At 56.2% G+C, this 12,399-nt stretch carries 21 protein-coding genes; 5 read left to right on the forward strand and 16 right to left on the reverse strand.

Annotated elements, in window-relative coordinates:
• Positions 1–211 precede the first annotated feature (211 nt).
• From N7D90_RS24265 to N7D90_RS24280, 4 genes are all read left to right on the forward strand, one after another.
• Positions 212–643, forward strand: coding sequence for a hypothetical protein (locus N7D90_RS24265; RefSeq protein WP_261742564.1), 432 nt, complete (start codon positions 212–214; stop codon positions 641–643).
• Positions 640–1,341, forward strand: a complete 702-nt coding sequence (gene stbB, locus N7D90_RS24270) for a StbB family protein (protein WP_261742565.1) — start codon at positions 640–642, stop codon at positions 1,339–1,341. Before N7D90_RS24265 ends, stbB begins: the two co-directional genes overlap by 4 nt.
• A gap of 12 nt (positions 1,342–1,353) precedes the next feature.
• Positions 1,354–1,737, forward strand: coding sequence for a hypothetical protein (locus tag N7D90_RS24275; RefSeq protein ID WP_261742566.1), 384 nt, complete (start codon positions 1,354–1,356; stop codon positions 1,735–1,737).
• A 310-nt stretch (positions 1,738–2,047) separates the two neighbouring features.
• The gene (locus N7D90_RS24280; RefSeq protein WP_261742567.1) at positions 2,048–2,908 is read left to right on the forward strand and encodes a SprT-like domain-containing protein; all 861 of its coding nucleotides are present in this window, start codon (positions 2,048–2,050) and stop codon (positions 2,906–2,908) included.
• On the opposite strand, the gene N7D90_RS24285 is transcribed toward N7D90_RS24280, so the two are convergent.
• The 14 genes from N7D90_RS24285 to N7D90_RS24350 form a co-directional block, all read right to left on the reverse strand.
• Positions 2,837–3,139 (reverse strand): hypothetical protein, encoded by a 303-nt coding sequence (locus N7D90_RS24285; RefSeq protein WP_261742603.1) that lies wholly within the window; start codon positions 3,137–3,139, stop codon positions 2,837–2,839. The genes N7D90_RS24280 and N7D90_RS24285 overlap by 72 nt on opposite strands.
• Positions 3,114–3,314: a CrpP family ICE-associated protein gene (locus tag N7D90_RS24290; protein WP_155002552.1), complete on the reverse strand. Its 201-nt coding sequence runs from the start codon at positions 3,312–3,314 to the stop codon at positions 3,114–3,116. Before N7D90_RS24290 ends, N7D90_RS24285 begins: the two co-directional genes overlap by 26 nt.
• 30 nt (positions 3,315–3,344) lie before the next feature.
• Positions 3,345–3,761 carry an entry exclusion protein 1 gene (locus N7D90_RS24295; RefSeq protein WP_261742568.1) on the reverse strand — a complete coding sequence of 139 codons (417 nt, stop codon included), beginning with the start codon at positions 3,759–3,761 and terminating at the stop codon, positions 3,345–3,347.
• A gap of 176 nt (positions 3,762–3,937) precedes the next feature.
• Entirely contained in the window at positions 3,938–4,129 is a 192-nt protein-coding gene (locus tag N7D90_RS24300) for a hypothetical protein (protein WP_261742569.1), read from the reverse strand.
• A gap of 80 nt (positions 4,130–4,209) precedes the next feature.
• On the reverse strand, positions 4,210–4,446 hold the full coding sequence (locus tag N7D90_RS24305) for a hypothetical protein (protein ID WP_155002549.1): 237 nt from the start codon (positions 4,444–4,446) through the stop codon (positions 4,210–4,212).
• A 126-nt stretch (positions 4,447–4,572) separates the two neighbouring features.
• On the reverse strand, positions 4,573–4,779 hold the full coding sequence (locus N7D90_RS24310) for a hypothetical protein (protein ID WP_261742570.1): 207 nt from the start codon (positions 4,777–4,779) through the stop codon (positions 4,573–4,575).
• A gap of 52 nt (positions 4,780–4,831) precedes the next feature.
• Entirely contained in the window at positions 4,832–5,629 is a 798-nt protein-coding gene (locus N7D90_RS24315; RefSeq protein ID WP_261742571.1) for a DUF3560 domain-containing protein, read from the reverse strand.
• A 55-nt stretch (positions 5,630–5,684) separates the two neighbouring features.
• Positions 5,685–5,864, reverse strand: a complete 180-nt coding sequence (locus N7D90_RS24320) for a hypothetical protein (RefSeq protein ID WP_155002546.1) — start codon at positions 5,862–5,864, stop codon at positions 5,685–5,687.
• Positions 5,865–6,077: 213 nt separating this feature from the next.
• Positions 6,078–6,533, reverse strand: coding sequence for a hypothetical protein (locus N7D90_RS24325; RefSeq protein WP_261742572.1), 456 nt, complete (start codon positions 6,531–6,533; stop codon positions 6,078–6,080).
• A gap of 742 nt (positions 6,534–7,275) precedes the next feature.
• Positions 7,276–8,139, reverse strand: a complete 864-nt coding sequence (locus tag N7D90_RS24330) for a DUF4238 domain-containing protein (RefSeq protein WP_261742573.1) — start codon at positions 8,137–8,139, stop codon at positions 7,276–7,278.
• Positions 8,078–8,500, reverse strand: coding sequence for a hypothetical protein (locus tag N7D90_RS24335; protein WP_261742574.1), 423 nt, complete (start codon positions 8,498–8,500; stop codon positions 8,078–8,080). The genes N7D90_RS24330 and N7D90_RS24335 overlap by 62 nt, the downstream gene beginning before the upstream one ends.
• On the reverse strand, positions 8,497–8,706 hold the full coding sequence (locus N7D90_RS24340) for a hypothetical protein (protein WP_261742575.1): 210 nt from the start codon (positions 8,704–8,706) through the stop codon (positions 8,497–8,499). Before N7D90_RS24340 ends, N7D90_RS24335 begins: the two co-directional genes overlap by 4 nt.
• A gap of 12 nt (positions 8,707–8,718) precedes the next feature.
• Entirely contained in the window at positions 8,719–9,189 is a 471-nt protein-coding gene (locus tag N7D90_RS24345) for a transcriptional regulator KorA (RefSeq protein ID WP_261742576.1), read from the reverse strand.
• Between the two features lie 94 nt (positions 9,190–9,283).
• Positions 9,284–10,132, reverse strand: coding sequence for an LPD29 domain-containing protein (locus N7D90_RS24350; protein ID WP_261742577.1), 849 nt, complete (start codon positions 10,130–10,132; stop codon positions 9,284–9,286).
• A 173-nt stretch (positions 10,133–10,305) separates the two neighbouring features.
• Here N7D90_RS24350 and N7D90_RS24355 point away from each other — a divergent pair, with 173 nt between their 5' ends.
• Positions 10,306–11,082, forward strand: a complete 777-nt coding sequence (locus N7D90_RS24355) for an MltR family transcriptional regulator (RefSeq protein ID WP_261742578.1) — start codon at positions 10,306–10,308, stop codon at positions 11,080–11,082.
• A 128-nt stretch (positions 11,083–11,210) separates the two neighbouring features.
• Here N7D90_RS24355 and N7D90_RS24360 read toward each other — a convergent pair whose 3' ends face one another.
• Positions 11,211–11,483 carry a hypothetical protein gene (locus N7D90_RS24360; protein WP_261742579.1) on the reverse strand — a complete coding sequence of 91 codons (273 nt, stop codon included), beginning with the start codon at positions 11,481–11,483 and terminating at the stop codon, positions 11,211–11,213.
• Between the two features lie 230 nt (positions 11,484–11,713).
• Entirely contained in the window at positions 11,714–12,355 is a 642-nt protein-coding gene (locus N7D90_RS24365; RefSeq protein ID WP_261742580.1) for a hypothetical protein, read from the reverse strand.
• Positions 12,356–12,399 lie beyond the last annotated feature (44 nt).

The following is a 12,399-nucleotide window of genomic DNA, read 5'->3' on the forward strand; positions in this document are numbered from 1 at the left end:
CAAAAAGCTCTCATACAACGCCTTTCTTTAGGGAAAAACGATCAGAGGGTCATTTTTCAACCAATCGGCTTGCCCGATTGCAATCTGGAAGCACAAAAGTTAGCAAGATAGCAGGTAGATAGCAGGTAGATAGCAGTAATAGCAATAGATAGCACTTGCATTGCTGAAAAGTAGCATGTAGAGTCGGCCCAAGCTCAAAGAGGCTAAACCCATGGCAGACACCGATCAGCTCAAGACCATGATTTCCGGGTTAGCAGGCAAAACCGTATACGGGCAGCTTGAACCGCTTACGCCGGAGATCGACAGGAAGATCAAGGAAGGTGTGCCGCGAGCTGAGATTCACCAGCTCATCACGGCGCAAGGTATCGAGATTTCGGCAGGCACGTTTTACAACTACCTACACCGATACCGGAAAAGGAATTTCGTTAGTGAAACACCAGGAAAGGCCAGCAATAAACCAAAACCGCCAGCAGTACAGAACGGCAATTCTGAGGCGGTGGAAGTTAAACCAGAGGCGGTAAGCTCCCCGGCTCCAGACTCTGAACCATCGGTCAGTGATTTGTTGTCGAACGAGCAACGCCGCGAAGACTTCACCAATCAGTTTATGCAGCGACCATCAATTCGCAGGAGCAAAAAACCATGAAGAAAGTAGCCGTAGTCAGTTTGTCCGGTAACGTAGGCAAGTCCACCATCGCGAAACACTTGCTGTTGCCGCGTATGCCCGGCGCTGAGTTCATCTCGGTAGAATCGATTAATGCCGATGAAGGTTCGGATGACATGGTGCGTGGTGATCAATTCGGCCAGCTCCAGGAAGAACTGATGATGATGGATTCGGCGGTGGTCGATGTAGGCGCGTCGAACGTCGAGGACTTCGTTAAACTGATGCAGCAATATCGTGGGTCGCACGAAGAATTCGATTTGTTTGTGGTGCCGACCGTCAAGGACAGCAAACAAATCAAAGACACAATTGCAACTGTCCAGGCGCTGAAGGCTATGGGCGTTCCGGCAAAGAAAATCACGGTCGTGTTCAACAAACTGCAATCCAGCGAAACCGTAGAAGAAGAGTTTTTCCCACTGATTCAGTATCACGAAGTTAGCAAGGCATACACGCTGCGCCAAAGTGCGGCGGTTGATTACAGCGAGCTATATCACAAGCTGCGCGTACACAAGACCACTATCCCTGAGCTGATCGCTGATACCACGGACTACAAAGCCAAGATGCGCGAAGCCAAGGACGACGACGAAAAGATGCGCTGTGTTGCAATGGTGTCGATGCGCCGCCTTGCACTGTCGGCGAACGAAAACCTAGACGCGGTTTATGCCGCGATCACGAAGAAGTAAAAGGGGAACACTATGGCCGGGCCTCAAACAACCCGCGAAGCACTGATGGCGGAACTGCTGGGCGACGTTGGCGCCCTTCTGGATCGGGCCGAAGCGCTGCAAGCGGCGATGCCCGCTGTTGCTGATGCGGCGGCAACTCAGGTTTTCCTTGCGGGTGAGGACGCGGCCAAGAACATCAAGGCGTCGGCCGACCAGTTCGGCGCCCTGCTCTCCAGCCAGCGCGAGCTGATGGCGAAGCCACTCAGCGAAGCGGCCGCCTCAATCAGCAAATCCGCTGATGTGGTCGAAGGCGGCGCCCGCCGCTTGGCCACTATGGCGATGTTCGCCGGCATGGCCGGCGGCGTCCTGGGCGGTTTGATTGCCGGCATTGCAGCGGCGGCGTTCTTCATGCGCTGACCGGCGCGGTTCCCCTTGGGCGGCAATGCCGCCCTTTTTTGTGCCTGTTTTTTGGATTGCACAATCCAAAAAACACTAAGTGTCTGGCGTCGGTGTAGGGAAGTGTCGGGTTCCGTTTTCTGCGCCAGGATGGCGCCCGGCTAGGGTTGCCTGGAGGGGGCCGCTTGCGGCAGTCCGCAGGACCGAGCGGCAGCGAGCCCGGAAGGGAATCCCGATTTTCGCGTTAGCGAAAAAGCCCCCTTGTTTTTGGATTGTGCAATCCAAAAAACTGCCCTAGAATTTGGATTGTGCAATCCAAAAAGGACAGGCCATGCAAACTCCAACTCACGAAGCCTATAGCGAGCTGGAAACCGCATTCGATCACTTCAACGCGGTGCTTTTTGATGGCCTGCTAAAAGTCCCAATGCTCACGCTTCAGCGCGAAAAACGCACCTATGGCTACTGCTCTCGACAGCGTTTCCTTTCGCGCAATAACGGCACCTTGGTAGACGAAATCGCCATGAATCCAGCCTATTTTGCGGTGCGCTCGATCCGCGAAAGCCTCTCTACCCTCGTCCATGAAATGGTTCATCAGTGGCAGTTCCACCACGGCACCCCCGGCCGGCGTGGCTATCACAACAAGGAATGGGGCCGGAAAATGGAAGCTGTAGGGCTCATGCCGACCAACACTGGCAAGCCCGGTGGCATGAAGACCGGCGAGCAAATGACGCACTACATCATCACGGACGGGGCTTTTGATCGGGCCTGCAAGACCTTGCTAACAAGGGACTTCACGTTGTCCTGGGTCGATAAATACGCACCCGAGCGGCCCCCTGCCCCGCGACTGCCTGCACCGGTCACAAAGCCGGGCGAGCCTGAGCCGGTCGAAGGCGAACCGGTTGAAGGCGAGAATGACGAAATTGAGCTGATGGCCGGCGTGGTGCTGCCGCCGCTCGAACCTGTGAACCGGTCCAACCGGGTCAAATACTACTGCGACGAATGCACCGGCCAAGCCTGGGGCAAGCCGGGTATGCACTTGTTTTGCGGGGGGCGCACCTGGACAAAGGGCGAAGATAGAATGACGGTCACGCATGGTCCTGTGTCCATGCGGCCAATCGGCCTAACGACTGCGGGGACGAATGAACAGCAGCGCATTGAACGCCAAAATGATCACGCCGAGGCAAGCGTATAGCCAAGAAATCTCCGGCTGGGTCATGCCAGCCCACACCAGCACAATGCACCCTACTCCACATACCACGCCGGCAATCTTGCCGGTGATGCGGCAGGCGCGCAGCACGCCCGGCGTCGGCTCGCGTAGCAGCGCGGCCAGTCGCTGGCGATAGCACCATGCGCCGAAGGCGCAGACCGCGACGCCCCCCAAAACCCACACCAGACTGTCATGCATCGGCGCTCTCCAGGTCAAAGCCGAACGTCATTTGCTGCGCGGCTGAAAAGCCGCGCAGCCAAGAATTGCGCATGGCTGGATGTGAGTATGGGCACGAATGCACCGGAGCGCCCCGACGCGCAGCGTCGGCGCCGGCTCCCCTGACGGTCGTGTGAGGGTTGTTCTGTTTGCGGCGGTCGTTCTTCTCATCCATGCCTTCGCCTCGATCTGCGGTCTACCGGGCTTATTCGTCTAGCGCACTGAACAGACTGGCCCATGTAGCGGGGCCTTGATGTTTTGAAACCGAGGCTGCTTTCGGTTGCGCGGGCACTACCTCGGGCATTGCCTCAGGTTTGTGTTCGAGCAAGCGCAATGCCTGTCGCAACTCTCGAACTTCTTCACGCAATAACCGCATTTCTTCCAAGAGCGGTTGCAGCGTGTCGAGTGGGGGTGTCGGGGGGGTGTCTGGCGTCGGTGTAGGGGACTGTCGGGCTTGTCCCGGCGCTTCCCCGTAAACCCGGATCATTTCAGACAGGTCTATAACCTTCTGCCCTTTGCCGTCGAGACTAGCTGTCACGCGCCCCTTGGCCACGGCTTCATGCAGCGTGGAACGGTGCAAACCATAAAGTGTTGCCATGCGGCCGATGGTCAATTTAGACATGTAGGGCGCTGTCTGGTTTTGTCTGTAGGGTGCCCTACAGCTTATCACCGGATAGCGAAGGCGCCGCACCAGGTGAACAGCGCGTCAGCCAGCCAACGCATTTCCGCACCCTGGAATGCGAAAAGGCCGGCGCCGCACCAGGTAAAAAGCGCGTCAGCCGGCCGTTGCTGTGAGGCTTAGATTTTCACCTTGGCCAAGCCGTCAACGCCTAGCGTGTTGCGCACCTGGCGCAACAAAGCGCCGTCCTCGGCGCGATCATCCCGGCCATTGACCCACAAGGCCACAAGGCACGATTTCCAGTAGCGGCCTTGCTTGCTCTTGAAACGTAGCAGCGCCTCGCGCTGGGTGGCGGTCAGTTCGGATTCCATCAGTCGATCCCTGCGGCGCTGTGGCGCTGTGGCGCCGTCCTCGATGCGGGAACCGGGCGGCATCGCCGCCCGGCCGCTGGTTAGCTGCGCGAAACGATCACGCACATATCGCGGAACGTGTCGGCGTTGCCTTCGGCGTGGAATTCAGCAAGGACGGTGTTTTGCCCGCTGCTGCGGTCGTAGCCGGTCACAGCCCACAAGGGCACGGAATCGCCGCCGCCTTGGACTTGGTGAGTCTGGATCACCTCGAAGCGGTGGAAGCCTTTGAGCGCGTCGGCGGTCGGGAAGTAGAACAAAGTGGCGGGTACATTCGACATGGTGTTTCTCCTGCAAGGTTGGCCCGGAGCGGTTGCCGCCGCTCGTATCGGGCATCGGCTCTAGTGTGGAGCCGATAAACACATTATCCCATAAACCCCATGCAATGACAACACTTGTAAACACTATTATTTACTGTTTGCCAAATGCCAGCCCGAGACACTGAAGGCGCTACGCCCGGACAACTGGCGAACCTCGATCAATGAGCCATCCGCAAAGCGGTATGCCCTGATAACTTGGCCATCGCCGCGCTGACTGTGTACAGCGGCGGCGGCCAGCGCCTCGATGCTGTCATGTAGGCGGCGCTCTGCTTCGGTCTTCACTCGCTCGGTCATGCTCGATCTCCTGCCGGTAGGATGGCCGGGACACTAGCCCCGGCCGTGGGCCTTATTCAGCCTTGAGCTTGGCCAGCCCTTCGCGCACTGTCTGGCCCGCGTAAATGCCGGAGCCGGTCAACTGGCGCACCCATGCGTTTCGGCTGGGTGACCACTTAAAAGCGTTACGCTTAAGCAGGTCGCGCACCTCCTGCGATGGCTTGCCGTCGAACACGAACATCACCCGGTTTTCTTCCGTGTCTTCGCGGTAGGTGTAACCCTCGGTTTCGACTTCGACCGGCTCGCGGCTGCGGCGCGATTCCAGCTCCTGGATGCGTTTTTTAATCCGGGTCATGTTGCCGTTGTTGTTGCTGAGCTTGTAGGTCGGGAAGCCAATGCGGCCGCAAAAGTCGCCTTTGATGAGGCTTTGCGCGGTCGCTTCGCTGAAGCCCAACGCCACAAGGGCCGGGACTTGCTTGTCTGCCGTCTTGCCGGTGCGAATTGCCTTGTTCGCGGCCTTCATCCGCTCTTGGTCGGCTTCACACTCGGCCAGCTCGGCGCGCAGCTTTACAAGCGCGTCCGGGTCGTCGCTGGAAATGCCGCCAGTGCCTACGCTCGCGGCCTTCTGCTCGTAATACTTGGCCTTGTCGCTCAACTCGAAAGACTTTTCGGTCATGCGGTTGATACCGGCGCGAAAGTTGCGATCGCGGCGTTCGCTGTGGTGGCCGATCAGAATAGGCTGGCCGAAGGGAATAGCCTCGCCGCGCTTGCGGGCGGCGGAATACAGGGCGTCGGATTGGGTTACGGCTTTTTCGGCGCGATCCTGGAAGCGTTCGCGGCGGTCGGCTTGCTTCTGCTCGTAGTCGTTCATTTGCTCGTTCCTTGTGAGGGTGGAGCCCGGCGGGCCAGGCTCCTGTTGGGGTTGATTAAGCGGCGCGGCCGATGCTGGTAACGGTGCCAATCGCTGGGCGGTTGGCAGTGATGACCTGACCGTTATCAGTGACCGTTACGCCTTTGCGCAGGTAGGCCGGCACGCTCTCCAGCGCGGCAAAATCAACATTCACAAGGGAGTTAGAACGAGGGGTTTTAGTCGCTTGGTTTTTCATGGTGTATCTCCTGCAAGGTAAGCCCGGAGCGGTTGCCGCCGCTCGTTTCGGGCATCGGCTCCAGAGTGGCGCCGATGTGGTTATTATCTACTTTACGATGTTTAACGTCAACACTTGTAAACACTATTTTTATTCAAAGAAAAACCCGCACTCGGCGGGCTTCTCTGGTCAACGGGCCATGTAGGGCGCTGTCTGGTTTGTCTGTAGGGTGCCCTACAGCTTATCTGCGGCTAATGCGGCTTCACGTCGGCTTTCCTGAGCCTTGCGCACCTTGGCGATAATCTCGGCGTGGGGCAGGGTGCAAACGTCCTCAAACTTCCAATAGGTGGCCCCGAGACGGGCATAAATCCCGGTGACACGGCCATTCGTGCGCTCGCTCATCCAAAACGATTCGGCATCGCCGCCGCGCACCCACTGCATAGGCGGCAGGACGTTTAGTGCATAGTCGAAGTCTTCCGCGTCGATCTGGCGCGGCTCGGTCTTACAACCGGTTTCGATCTGCTCGACGGCTTCCTGATAGGTCATCAGGATCGCGCCGGGGCTGCGGGTTTGGACTTCCTCCAGCGTGTGGCCCTGTAGCTGGCTCACGGTGACGCCATCGCCGCGCACAATGGCGAAGTCGATCACCCAGCGTTGACCAGGTACATAGAACACGTTTTCCAGTTCCATCGTTTGAACTCCTGCAAGGTTGGCCCGGAGCGGTTGCCGCCGCTCGTTTCAGGCGTCGGCTCCAGTGTGGCGCCGATGTGTGTATTATCCTACTTTTGACAACACTTGTAAACACATGTAATTAACCCGGTCGAGTTGACACCGCAGCTCTGGCGTGATGCTGGATGGCGAGGGCGGGGAGCGGTCAATAAACGCTTTTCAGCGCGGCCGGCACGGCCGCTTTTCGCCCTTCACCTGGAGCGCATGGATTCTCTCCTGGTGATGCCAGACGGTTTCGGGGGGTCGCGGTAGGCCCGGCCTATCGCACTGCCCGGCGCGGTCAATGGGTCGTGGAATACCGCAGGGAGCTTGCGACCGAGGATATGCCGCGAAAGCCCATTGAATGCATGAGCCGGGGAGTGCGATAGGTTGAGGGCTGACGTGGCCACCTGATACCGTCGCTCTCCAGGACAACGCGCAAGGTGGCAAGCCGAAGGCGCGCAGGGACGCGTAGCGGCCCGTAGGGGCCCTTTGAGCCGATAGGCGATGCCTTTGCAGGTAGAAAGCAGCGAATCGGCATAGGAGGGCGCCCAGAGCGCCAGGCAAGCGGAGCGCGCAGGCCGCGACGGCCAGAGGCATTAGAGCCGGCTTGCCGGCGGGGATTGAAGCCCGAAGGGGCGAGACAGGCCGGCTGTTTGGCCTGGCTCGATGCGCAGCACGAAAGCCCGACCCGGAGCGAAGCGCAGGGAAATGTAAAACATCTTCATTGCTTCGGTGTAGGTGTATCCAGTTCGGAGCTCGCGAGCGCTAGATCAAGCTCCTCAAAATGTGAACCAAATATTTTTTTATCGGCGCAGTACGCGACGATCCCATTAATTTCTCGGACCTGATCCAACGAAAGAGGGACAAATTCAAGTGGTTGCTCGCACGCTCCAATTTCCAAACATAGGCGTGACGATAGCGGGATTAGGTAACTCCCACGGACTCCATTTGATGAAAACAGTCCTGGACCCTCCACAGCGCTAAAGGGTTTATCCGATGTGATGAATTTCCCGGTATCCGTCGTGTATACCCGCCATCCCATGGCGACCAAAGCGAACGCGAAGTCCACCGAGCTTTTAAGAAATACGGAAAGCACAAGGTCTTTGGGAACTTGGAAAATTTCGGACGTAGAATCCATGAATGCCGCTGGGTCATCCAGATTTACGCCAATAGCGGCAGCCTGGGCCACTTTGCCGGGGTTTTTCTTGATCTCAGCAAGGAAAAAATCAATCGCCCGCATTTCGACATCCCTGAACATCAGGGGGGTTCGGAATCGGAGGAACGCCAAAGCGATGGCTAGCGACTGTCTATCATCATCATTGAAGTCACCCTCTATCTTTCGTAATGCTGTGACGTATCGATGATCGAGTGTGGAAAGCAACGGGTTCTCAATCGCTGTATCCGATACGCCTTCTACCGGCGTGTCAAACCTGTAAAGATGTTTTTCCACCCCGACATTCCTTGGAGCTGTGGCCGCTCTCGTTCCTGTCTGAAGGTCGATGAAACAAATCTTCTTTGCTTGTTCATCCCAGAAACCCTTTTGATAGGACTCTGGTAGGTAGTGATGACGCTTTGGCTTCGTCATGGTGTTTTTCCATAGATGGCAGGTGGGCAGGTGGGCAGGTGGGCAGGTGGGGCAATTTCGCACTATGCCTCAAAACCCCGTACTCGCGGATTTGCCGGCGTTTCTCAGCCCTCCCCATGGCATCGACAAATTCAGTCTCTGCCAGCCAATAGTCCTCAGTGCTGCGCGCCTGCGCACCATTGGGGAAAACCCACGAATCGGTTTTCTCTTGGTAGAACGGGTGATGACTGAAGACGTTTAAGTTACCGCCCGGCCCGTGCTGCGCGACGACATAACGGGCGCCGTTCACCAGCTCCTGCACACGCTCGAACTCGGGTAGTAGATCGGCAGCAGTAATTTCATTTTGTGGGTCATGGTTCATACTTTGGCCCCTTTTCCGGCGGGGATGATTTGAGCGTCAAGGCCCAGCTTTTCAGTGGCGCGACGGTCAAGCAGATCGAGCAACAAATCGGCATCGTTCGCCGCGTCGATGTAGTCGCGTGATAGCGCCGATTTCAGCGCCTGCTTGATCCACAAACTGGCAGCAGGCGAGACCATCAGATCTTTAATTTCGGCCTCAACACTCATCGGATTACTCCTTTATTCCTTTAGTGAAATAGTAAAACTTTCGTTCAGTGGCTTACCGGCGGCATGTGCCGCCTTCAGCGTCTCCGCGATTTTCGCAAGCTGTTTTGCCACTTCGACCGGGAACCAATCCGTCACCTGCACCCAACCTTGCGGCAGGGATTCCATGCGACGGCGGATGCGTTGCATCAACTGATTGACTGCCTGCCTGGATAGTTCGGTGTCCGCTGCTGCCTCGGCGATACTGGCGCCCATGACCAACACCAGGCGAGCCGCTTCGATTGATTTTTCGGTGTAGCCGCGGCGGTTGCTCTTTGCCTCTAGCTCCTTCATCAGCCGCTCGAATTCCTCGGGGCTCATTTCCCCGGTGCTTGGCGTTGCGCCGATCAGGCGCATAAGCTGGGCAATCTCGGCCGGCTCGTAAGTTTCTTTGATCTTGGCTGCCATCTTCATCAGCCTGTCCTCGTTGTTCTTCGTTGCGGTCATGGTGTGGTTCCCAGGCTATTGCGTATGTTTCGATTGTGGCCACGCCGCCTAAGCACTCACACCGGGCCAGCCTTAGCTGGCCCCGTATGCTGCCTTAGCCGCGTGTCCGGTAGAGGGTTTGCCGGATAATGTGTTGCAGCGTGTCGAACATGCCCGGCACGTTCACGGTGTACAGAGAACCGCGCTCAAACTGCTCGACAGTCGGCCGCTCAATATCTTCAAGCGTGGCGCTCCAATCGGTGAACAGGTCGGAGATAACGCGTTCGGTCAGGCTAGCGGAATGGTTACGGCGCAAGCTGATGTATTCGGCCGCGCCGAAAACCTCATTCCACGGTGTTCTCTCGTACTTGTAAATATCCTCGTGCCCGCAGAAATAGCCGCCTTTGAAATTGCCGGCCGCTTCTTCAATTTCCTTCTCTGTGGGGCCATCAGTCCACTCGATAGCCAAGCTGCCATAGCTAGTTTTGCGCACCGAGAATTTCATGGCAGGGAAAGTCCGTTTCAGTACCTGGCGAATGTTCTTCGCTGCCAGGACGCCGCTGTAACGGTCTTCACCTTGCACCAGGTGCGCGAATTCCGGCGAAGTCTTCAGGCGCTGAACCTCGGTCGCGAATTGCTCAGCTTCAGCACGGGCGGTCGCATCGCGGTTGGCTTGTTCTGTCTGCGCATTCTCGAGTGCATGTTTTACTTCGGCCTCGCTGGCCACTTTATCAAGGACACGCCATTGCAACGATCCGCGCACCAAGGCTTCGGACAGATTGCGGCTGATGGTGCCGTTCAAGAACACAACATCAAGGCGAGCATTGCCGCCACGCACACCGACGCCACGCTGTAGCGTTTGTACGCTTTCAGGCAGTTGTATGCCGTGAATATCGAAAACAATGCCATCACCCGCATAGGGGAGAGAGCAAGCAATACGGGTTCCGGTCTGGAACAGCTTCATGCAAACGGTCATGATTTATCTCCTGCAATGTTTTGGATTGAGGCCGGGGCGGTTGCCGCCGCGATTCCAGGCCTGTTCGCGTATTATCTACATATCAAAGAAATACGTCAACACTTGTAAACACTTAATACCCGTAAATTTATGGAATACCGCGCTACCAGGAGCCCCGTTTAATGGAAGGTAATAACGACGTAGACAATGCAGACCTGATGGAAGACGAAGAAGAATGTGAAGTCTTCGGAAATTTGAATGCGTTGGGACCATTGCTAGAAAAACAGGACGATAGGGGTCTAGTTTTATCCTTAGCCGCCTTCGCAGAAAACGCCCTTGGTAACTTGCTGAAAGCGTTCATGCTTCCAGTTGCCGCTTCAGCTCAGCTTGTGGAGGGCTTCGGCGCCCCTCTGGGGAATTTTTCATCACGTATCAAAGCGGCTTACTCGCTCGGTCTTATCACAAAGAATCAGTTCAGTGATTTAGAGCAGTTGCGCAAAATCAGAAATCTTTTTGCACACACGTGGCAACCTATTTCATTGGCTGATCAAAAAGTTTCAGGTCATATAAGATCAATGAGCTACGCCTCATACCTCCAGGTTTATCCAGAAACACCAGATAAAAAATTACGATCGTCAGGCTTTGCGCTACTGCTCGCGCTCACTAGCGCAGCCAATATCTTGGCCGAGAATGGAAGGGCCGTGAAGGAGACAGGATTTGAAATCGTCTTTGGGTTTGCGGGAGACTTCAGCGAACAAATCAATGATTTCAGAGACGAATTTCTGGAAGTTTGTAGCCGAATGGAGGCAACGAGCGGCGGAGAACGCTCATTTTATCGACAAGTGCTTGGCAGATTTCATGAGAGAGCCGAATATCTGAGACACCTTTCGGACGCTGACGAACAAGCCATCCTAACGCTACAAACAGAGATTCTAGAAAAAATTGGAATCGAAAACTGAACCCGTCCGGCCACTGTTAATCGCTCTGTGACTCCTTTCTGATCGTTCCGCGCGCCGTACAGCAAACGATGCTTTCTCTCTAAAAAGCCCCGAACTTGTCGGGGCTGTTTCAGGCAGCGGGGCTTATATCACTCTTTTTCGTGCGGAAGCATGGCGAATGTATGGCTACGGTCTGCCTCGCTGACGATCCACACCCGCCGGCCGTTCGGGTGATATACAGACGTGATACGGCCCCCCTCTCCGAGGGCTTTTTCGTTCGCCTTCCTGGTGGCTTCGTCTGCATCCCCCCAATCACCCGAGGCGTGACGGTCGAACAACGGGCCGAGGTCGAGGCCATACCGGCATAGCTCCAAGACGCCGATAGTAGCCAGTGCCTGACCGAGTTTTACTTTGCGAGCCATAGAAATTTCTCCTGCAAGGTTGGCCCGGAGCGGTTGCCGCCGCTCGTTTCGGGCATCGGCTCCAGTGTGGCGCCGATGGGATAATTATCCATTATCCACCTAAAAATGTAAACACTTGTAAATACTGTTAGCAGGCAAAATAAAGCCCACTCAACGGCGGGCTATCAGGATCACGGGCGGAAAAGTTTTTCCGGTTAGGGGTAAAACATTTCCTAGAAGTTGTTGCAGCGCTATCCCTCTTTTGGCATCTGGTCGAGCATTTCTTGCATGGCCTTTCCCAGCTCCTTGCTGCTGCCTTCTCTGTAGTCAGGCCACGGCACAAACGGGGCGCTGGTGTGACGATTCAAAACCGACGAAGTAGGGCAGCGGTAAGTGATGGCGGCTCCAGCGTCGCCAGCCTCAAGACGTGCCAGCAGTACACCGCTCTCGCATTGAATGTCCGTAACCTGGTTACGGAAAAAATCAAAATTCACCACTGCCAGACGGTCATTTGCGAAGGTCGCTTGTTTCGCGGAGGCAATGCCTGTTTCCAGAATTGCCAGCCCACAAACAACCAGGCCACCCGTTCGCCAAAAGCTCAAATGCCCTTCAGATCGAACGGACTTCCAGACGTGGGCAAAAAAGAGTCCGGCCAGCAAACAACTACCCGCCAAAGACAACCAAACCGAGGCGTGCCCTGACGACGTTGAAAGCCCGTTGCGGCTCTCTAACAAAATCCCGTCATAAAACGAGGTCAGCAACGGCGCAACTGCCAGAGGGCCTGCAATGAGGTAAAGCCAGCCAAACCACATGCTTTTGTCTCTAGCAATAATGTGGCTCAGTAACTGCACCAGGGTGAACCACATGATTACCGCGCAAGCCAATAAATACATTCAAACCGTCCATTGCTTTGGGTTTTGCTGGGGAGTCAGAGCGT

Origin of the sequence: Pseudomonas fragi (assembly GCF_025426255.1) — a bacterium.
GTDB lineage: Bacteria > Pseudomonadota > Gammaproteobacteria > Pseudomonadales > Pseudomonadaceae > Aquipseudomonas > Aquipseudomonas kulmbachensis.

Bases quoted from the DNA above. Each gene is read 5' to 3' on its own strand.
- stbB (WP_261742565.1), top strand. From the start codon at position 640: ATGAAGAAAGTAGCCGTAGTCAGTTTGTCCGGTAACGTAGGCAAGTCC.
- N7D90_RS24360 (WP_261742579.1), bottom strand. From the start codon at position 11,483: ATGGCTCGCAAAGTAAAACTCGGTCAGGCACTGGCTACTATCGGCGTC.
- N7D90_RS24280 (WP_261742567.1), top strand. From the start codon at position 2,048: ATGCAAACTCCAACTCACGAAGCCTATAGCGAGCTGGAAACCGCATTC.
- N7D90_RS24330 (WP_261742573.1), bottom strand. From the start codon at position 8,139: ATGACGAAGCCAAAGCGTCATCACTACCTACCAGAGTCCTATCAAAAG.
- N7D90_RS24365 (WP_261742580.1), bottom strand. From the start codon at position 12,355: ATGTATTTATTGGCTTGCGCGGTAATCATGTGGTTCACCCTGGTGCAG.
- N7D90_RS24345 (WP_261742576.1), bottom strand. From the start codon at position 9,189: ATGACCGCAACGAAGAACAACGAGGACAGGCTGATGAAGATGGCAGCC.
- N7D90_RS24355 (WP_261742578.1), top strand. From the start codon at position 10,306: ATGGAAGGTAATAACGACGTAGACAATGCAGACCTGATGGAAGACGAA.
- N7D90_RS24310 (WP_261742570.1), bottom strand. From the start codon at position 4,779: ATGACCGAGCGAGTGAAGACCGAAGCAGAGCGCCGCCTACATGACAGC.
- N7D90_RS24315 (WP_261742571.1), bottom strand. From the start codon at position 5,629: ATGAACGACTACGAGCAGAAGCAAGCCGACCGCCGCGAACGCTTCCAG.
- N7D90_RS24325 (WP_261742572.1), bottom strand. From the start codon at position 6,533: ATGGAACTGGAAAACGTGTTCTATGTACCTGGTCAACGCTGGGTGATC.
- N7D90_RS24265 (WP_261742564.1), top strand. From the start codon at position 212: ATGGCAGACACCGATCAGCTCAAGACCATGATTTCCGGGTTAGCAGGC.
- N7D90_RS24275 (WP_261742566.1), top strand. From the start codon at position 1,354: ATGGCCGGGCCTCAAACAACCCGCGAAGCACTGATGGCGGAACTGCTG.
- N7D90_RS24335 (WP_261742574.1), bottom strand. From the start codon at position 8,500: ATGAACCATGACCCACAAAATGAAATTACTGCTGCCGATCTACTACCC.
- N7D90_RS24295 (WP_261742568.1), bottom strand. From the start codon at position 3,761: ATGTCTAAATTGACCATCGGCCGCATGGCAACACTTTATGGTTTGCAC.
- N7D90_RS24340 (WP_261742575.1), bottom strand. From the start codon at position 8,706: ATGAGTGTTGAGGCCGAAATTAAAGATCTGATGGTCTCGCCTGCTGCC.
- N7D90_RS24300 (WP_261742569.1), bottom strand. From the start codon at position 4,129: ATGGAATCCGAACTGACCGCCACCCAGCGCGAGGCGCTGCTACGTTTC.
- N7D90_RS24290 (WP_155002552.1), bottom strand. From the start codon at position 3,314: ATGGATGAGAAGAACGACCGCCGCAAACAGAACAACCCTCACACGACC.
- N7D90_RS24320 (WP_155002546.1), bottom strand. From the start codon at position 5,864: ATGAAAAACCAAGCGACTAAAACCCCTCGTTCTAACTCCCTTGTGAAT.
- N7D90_RS24305 (WP_155002549.1), bottom strand. From the start codon at position 4,446: ATGTCGAATGTACCCGCCACTTTGTTCTACTTCCCGACCGCCGACGCG.
- N7D90_RS24350 (WP_261742577.1), bottom strand. From the start codon at position 10,132: ATGAAGCTGTTCCAGACCGGAACCCGTATTGCTTGCTCTCTCCCCTAT.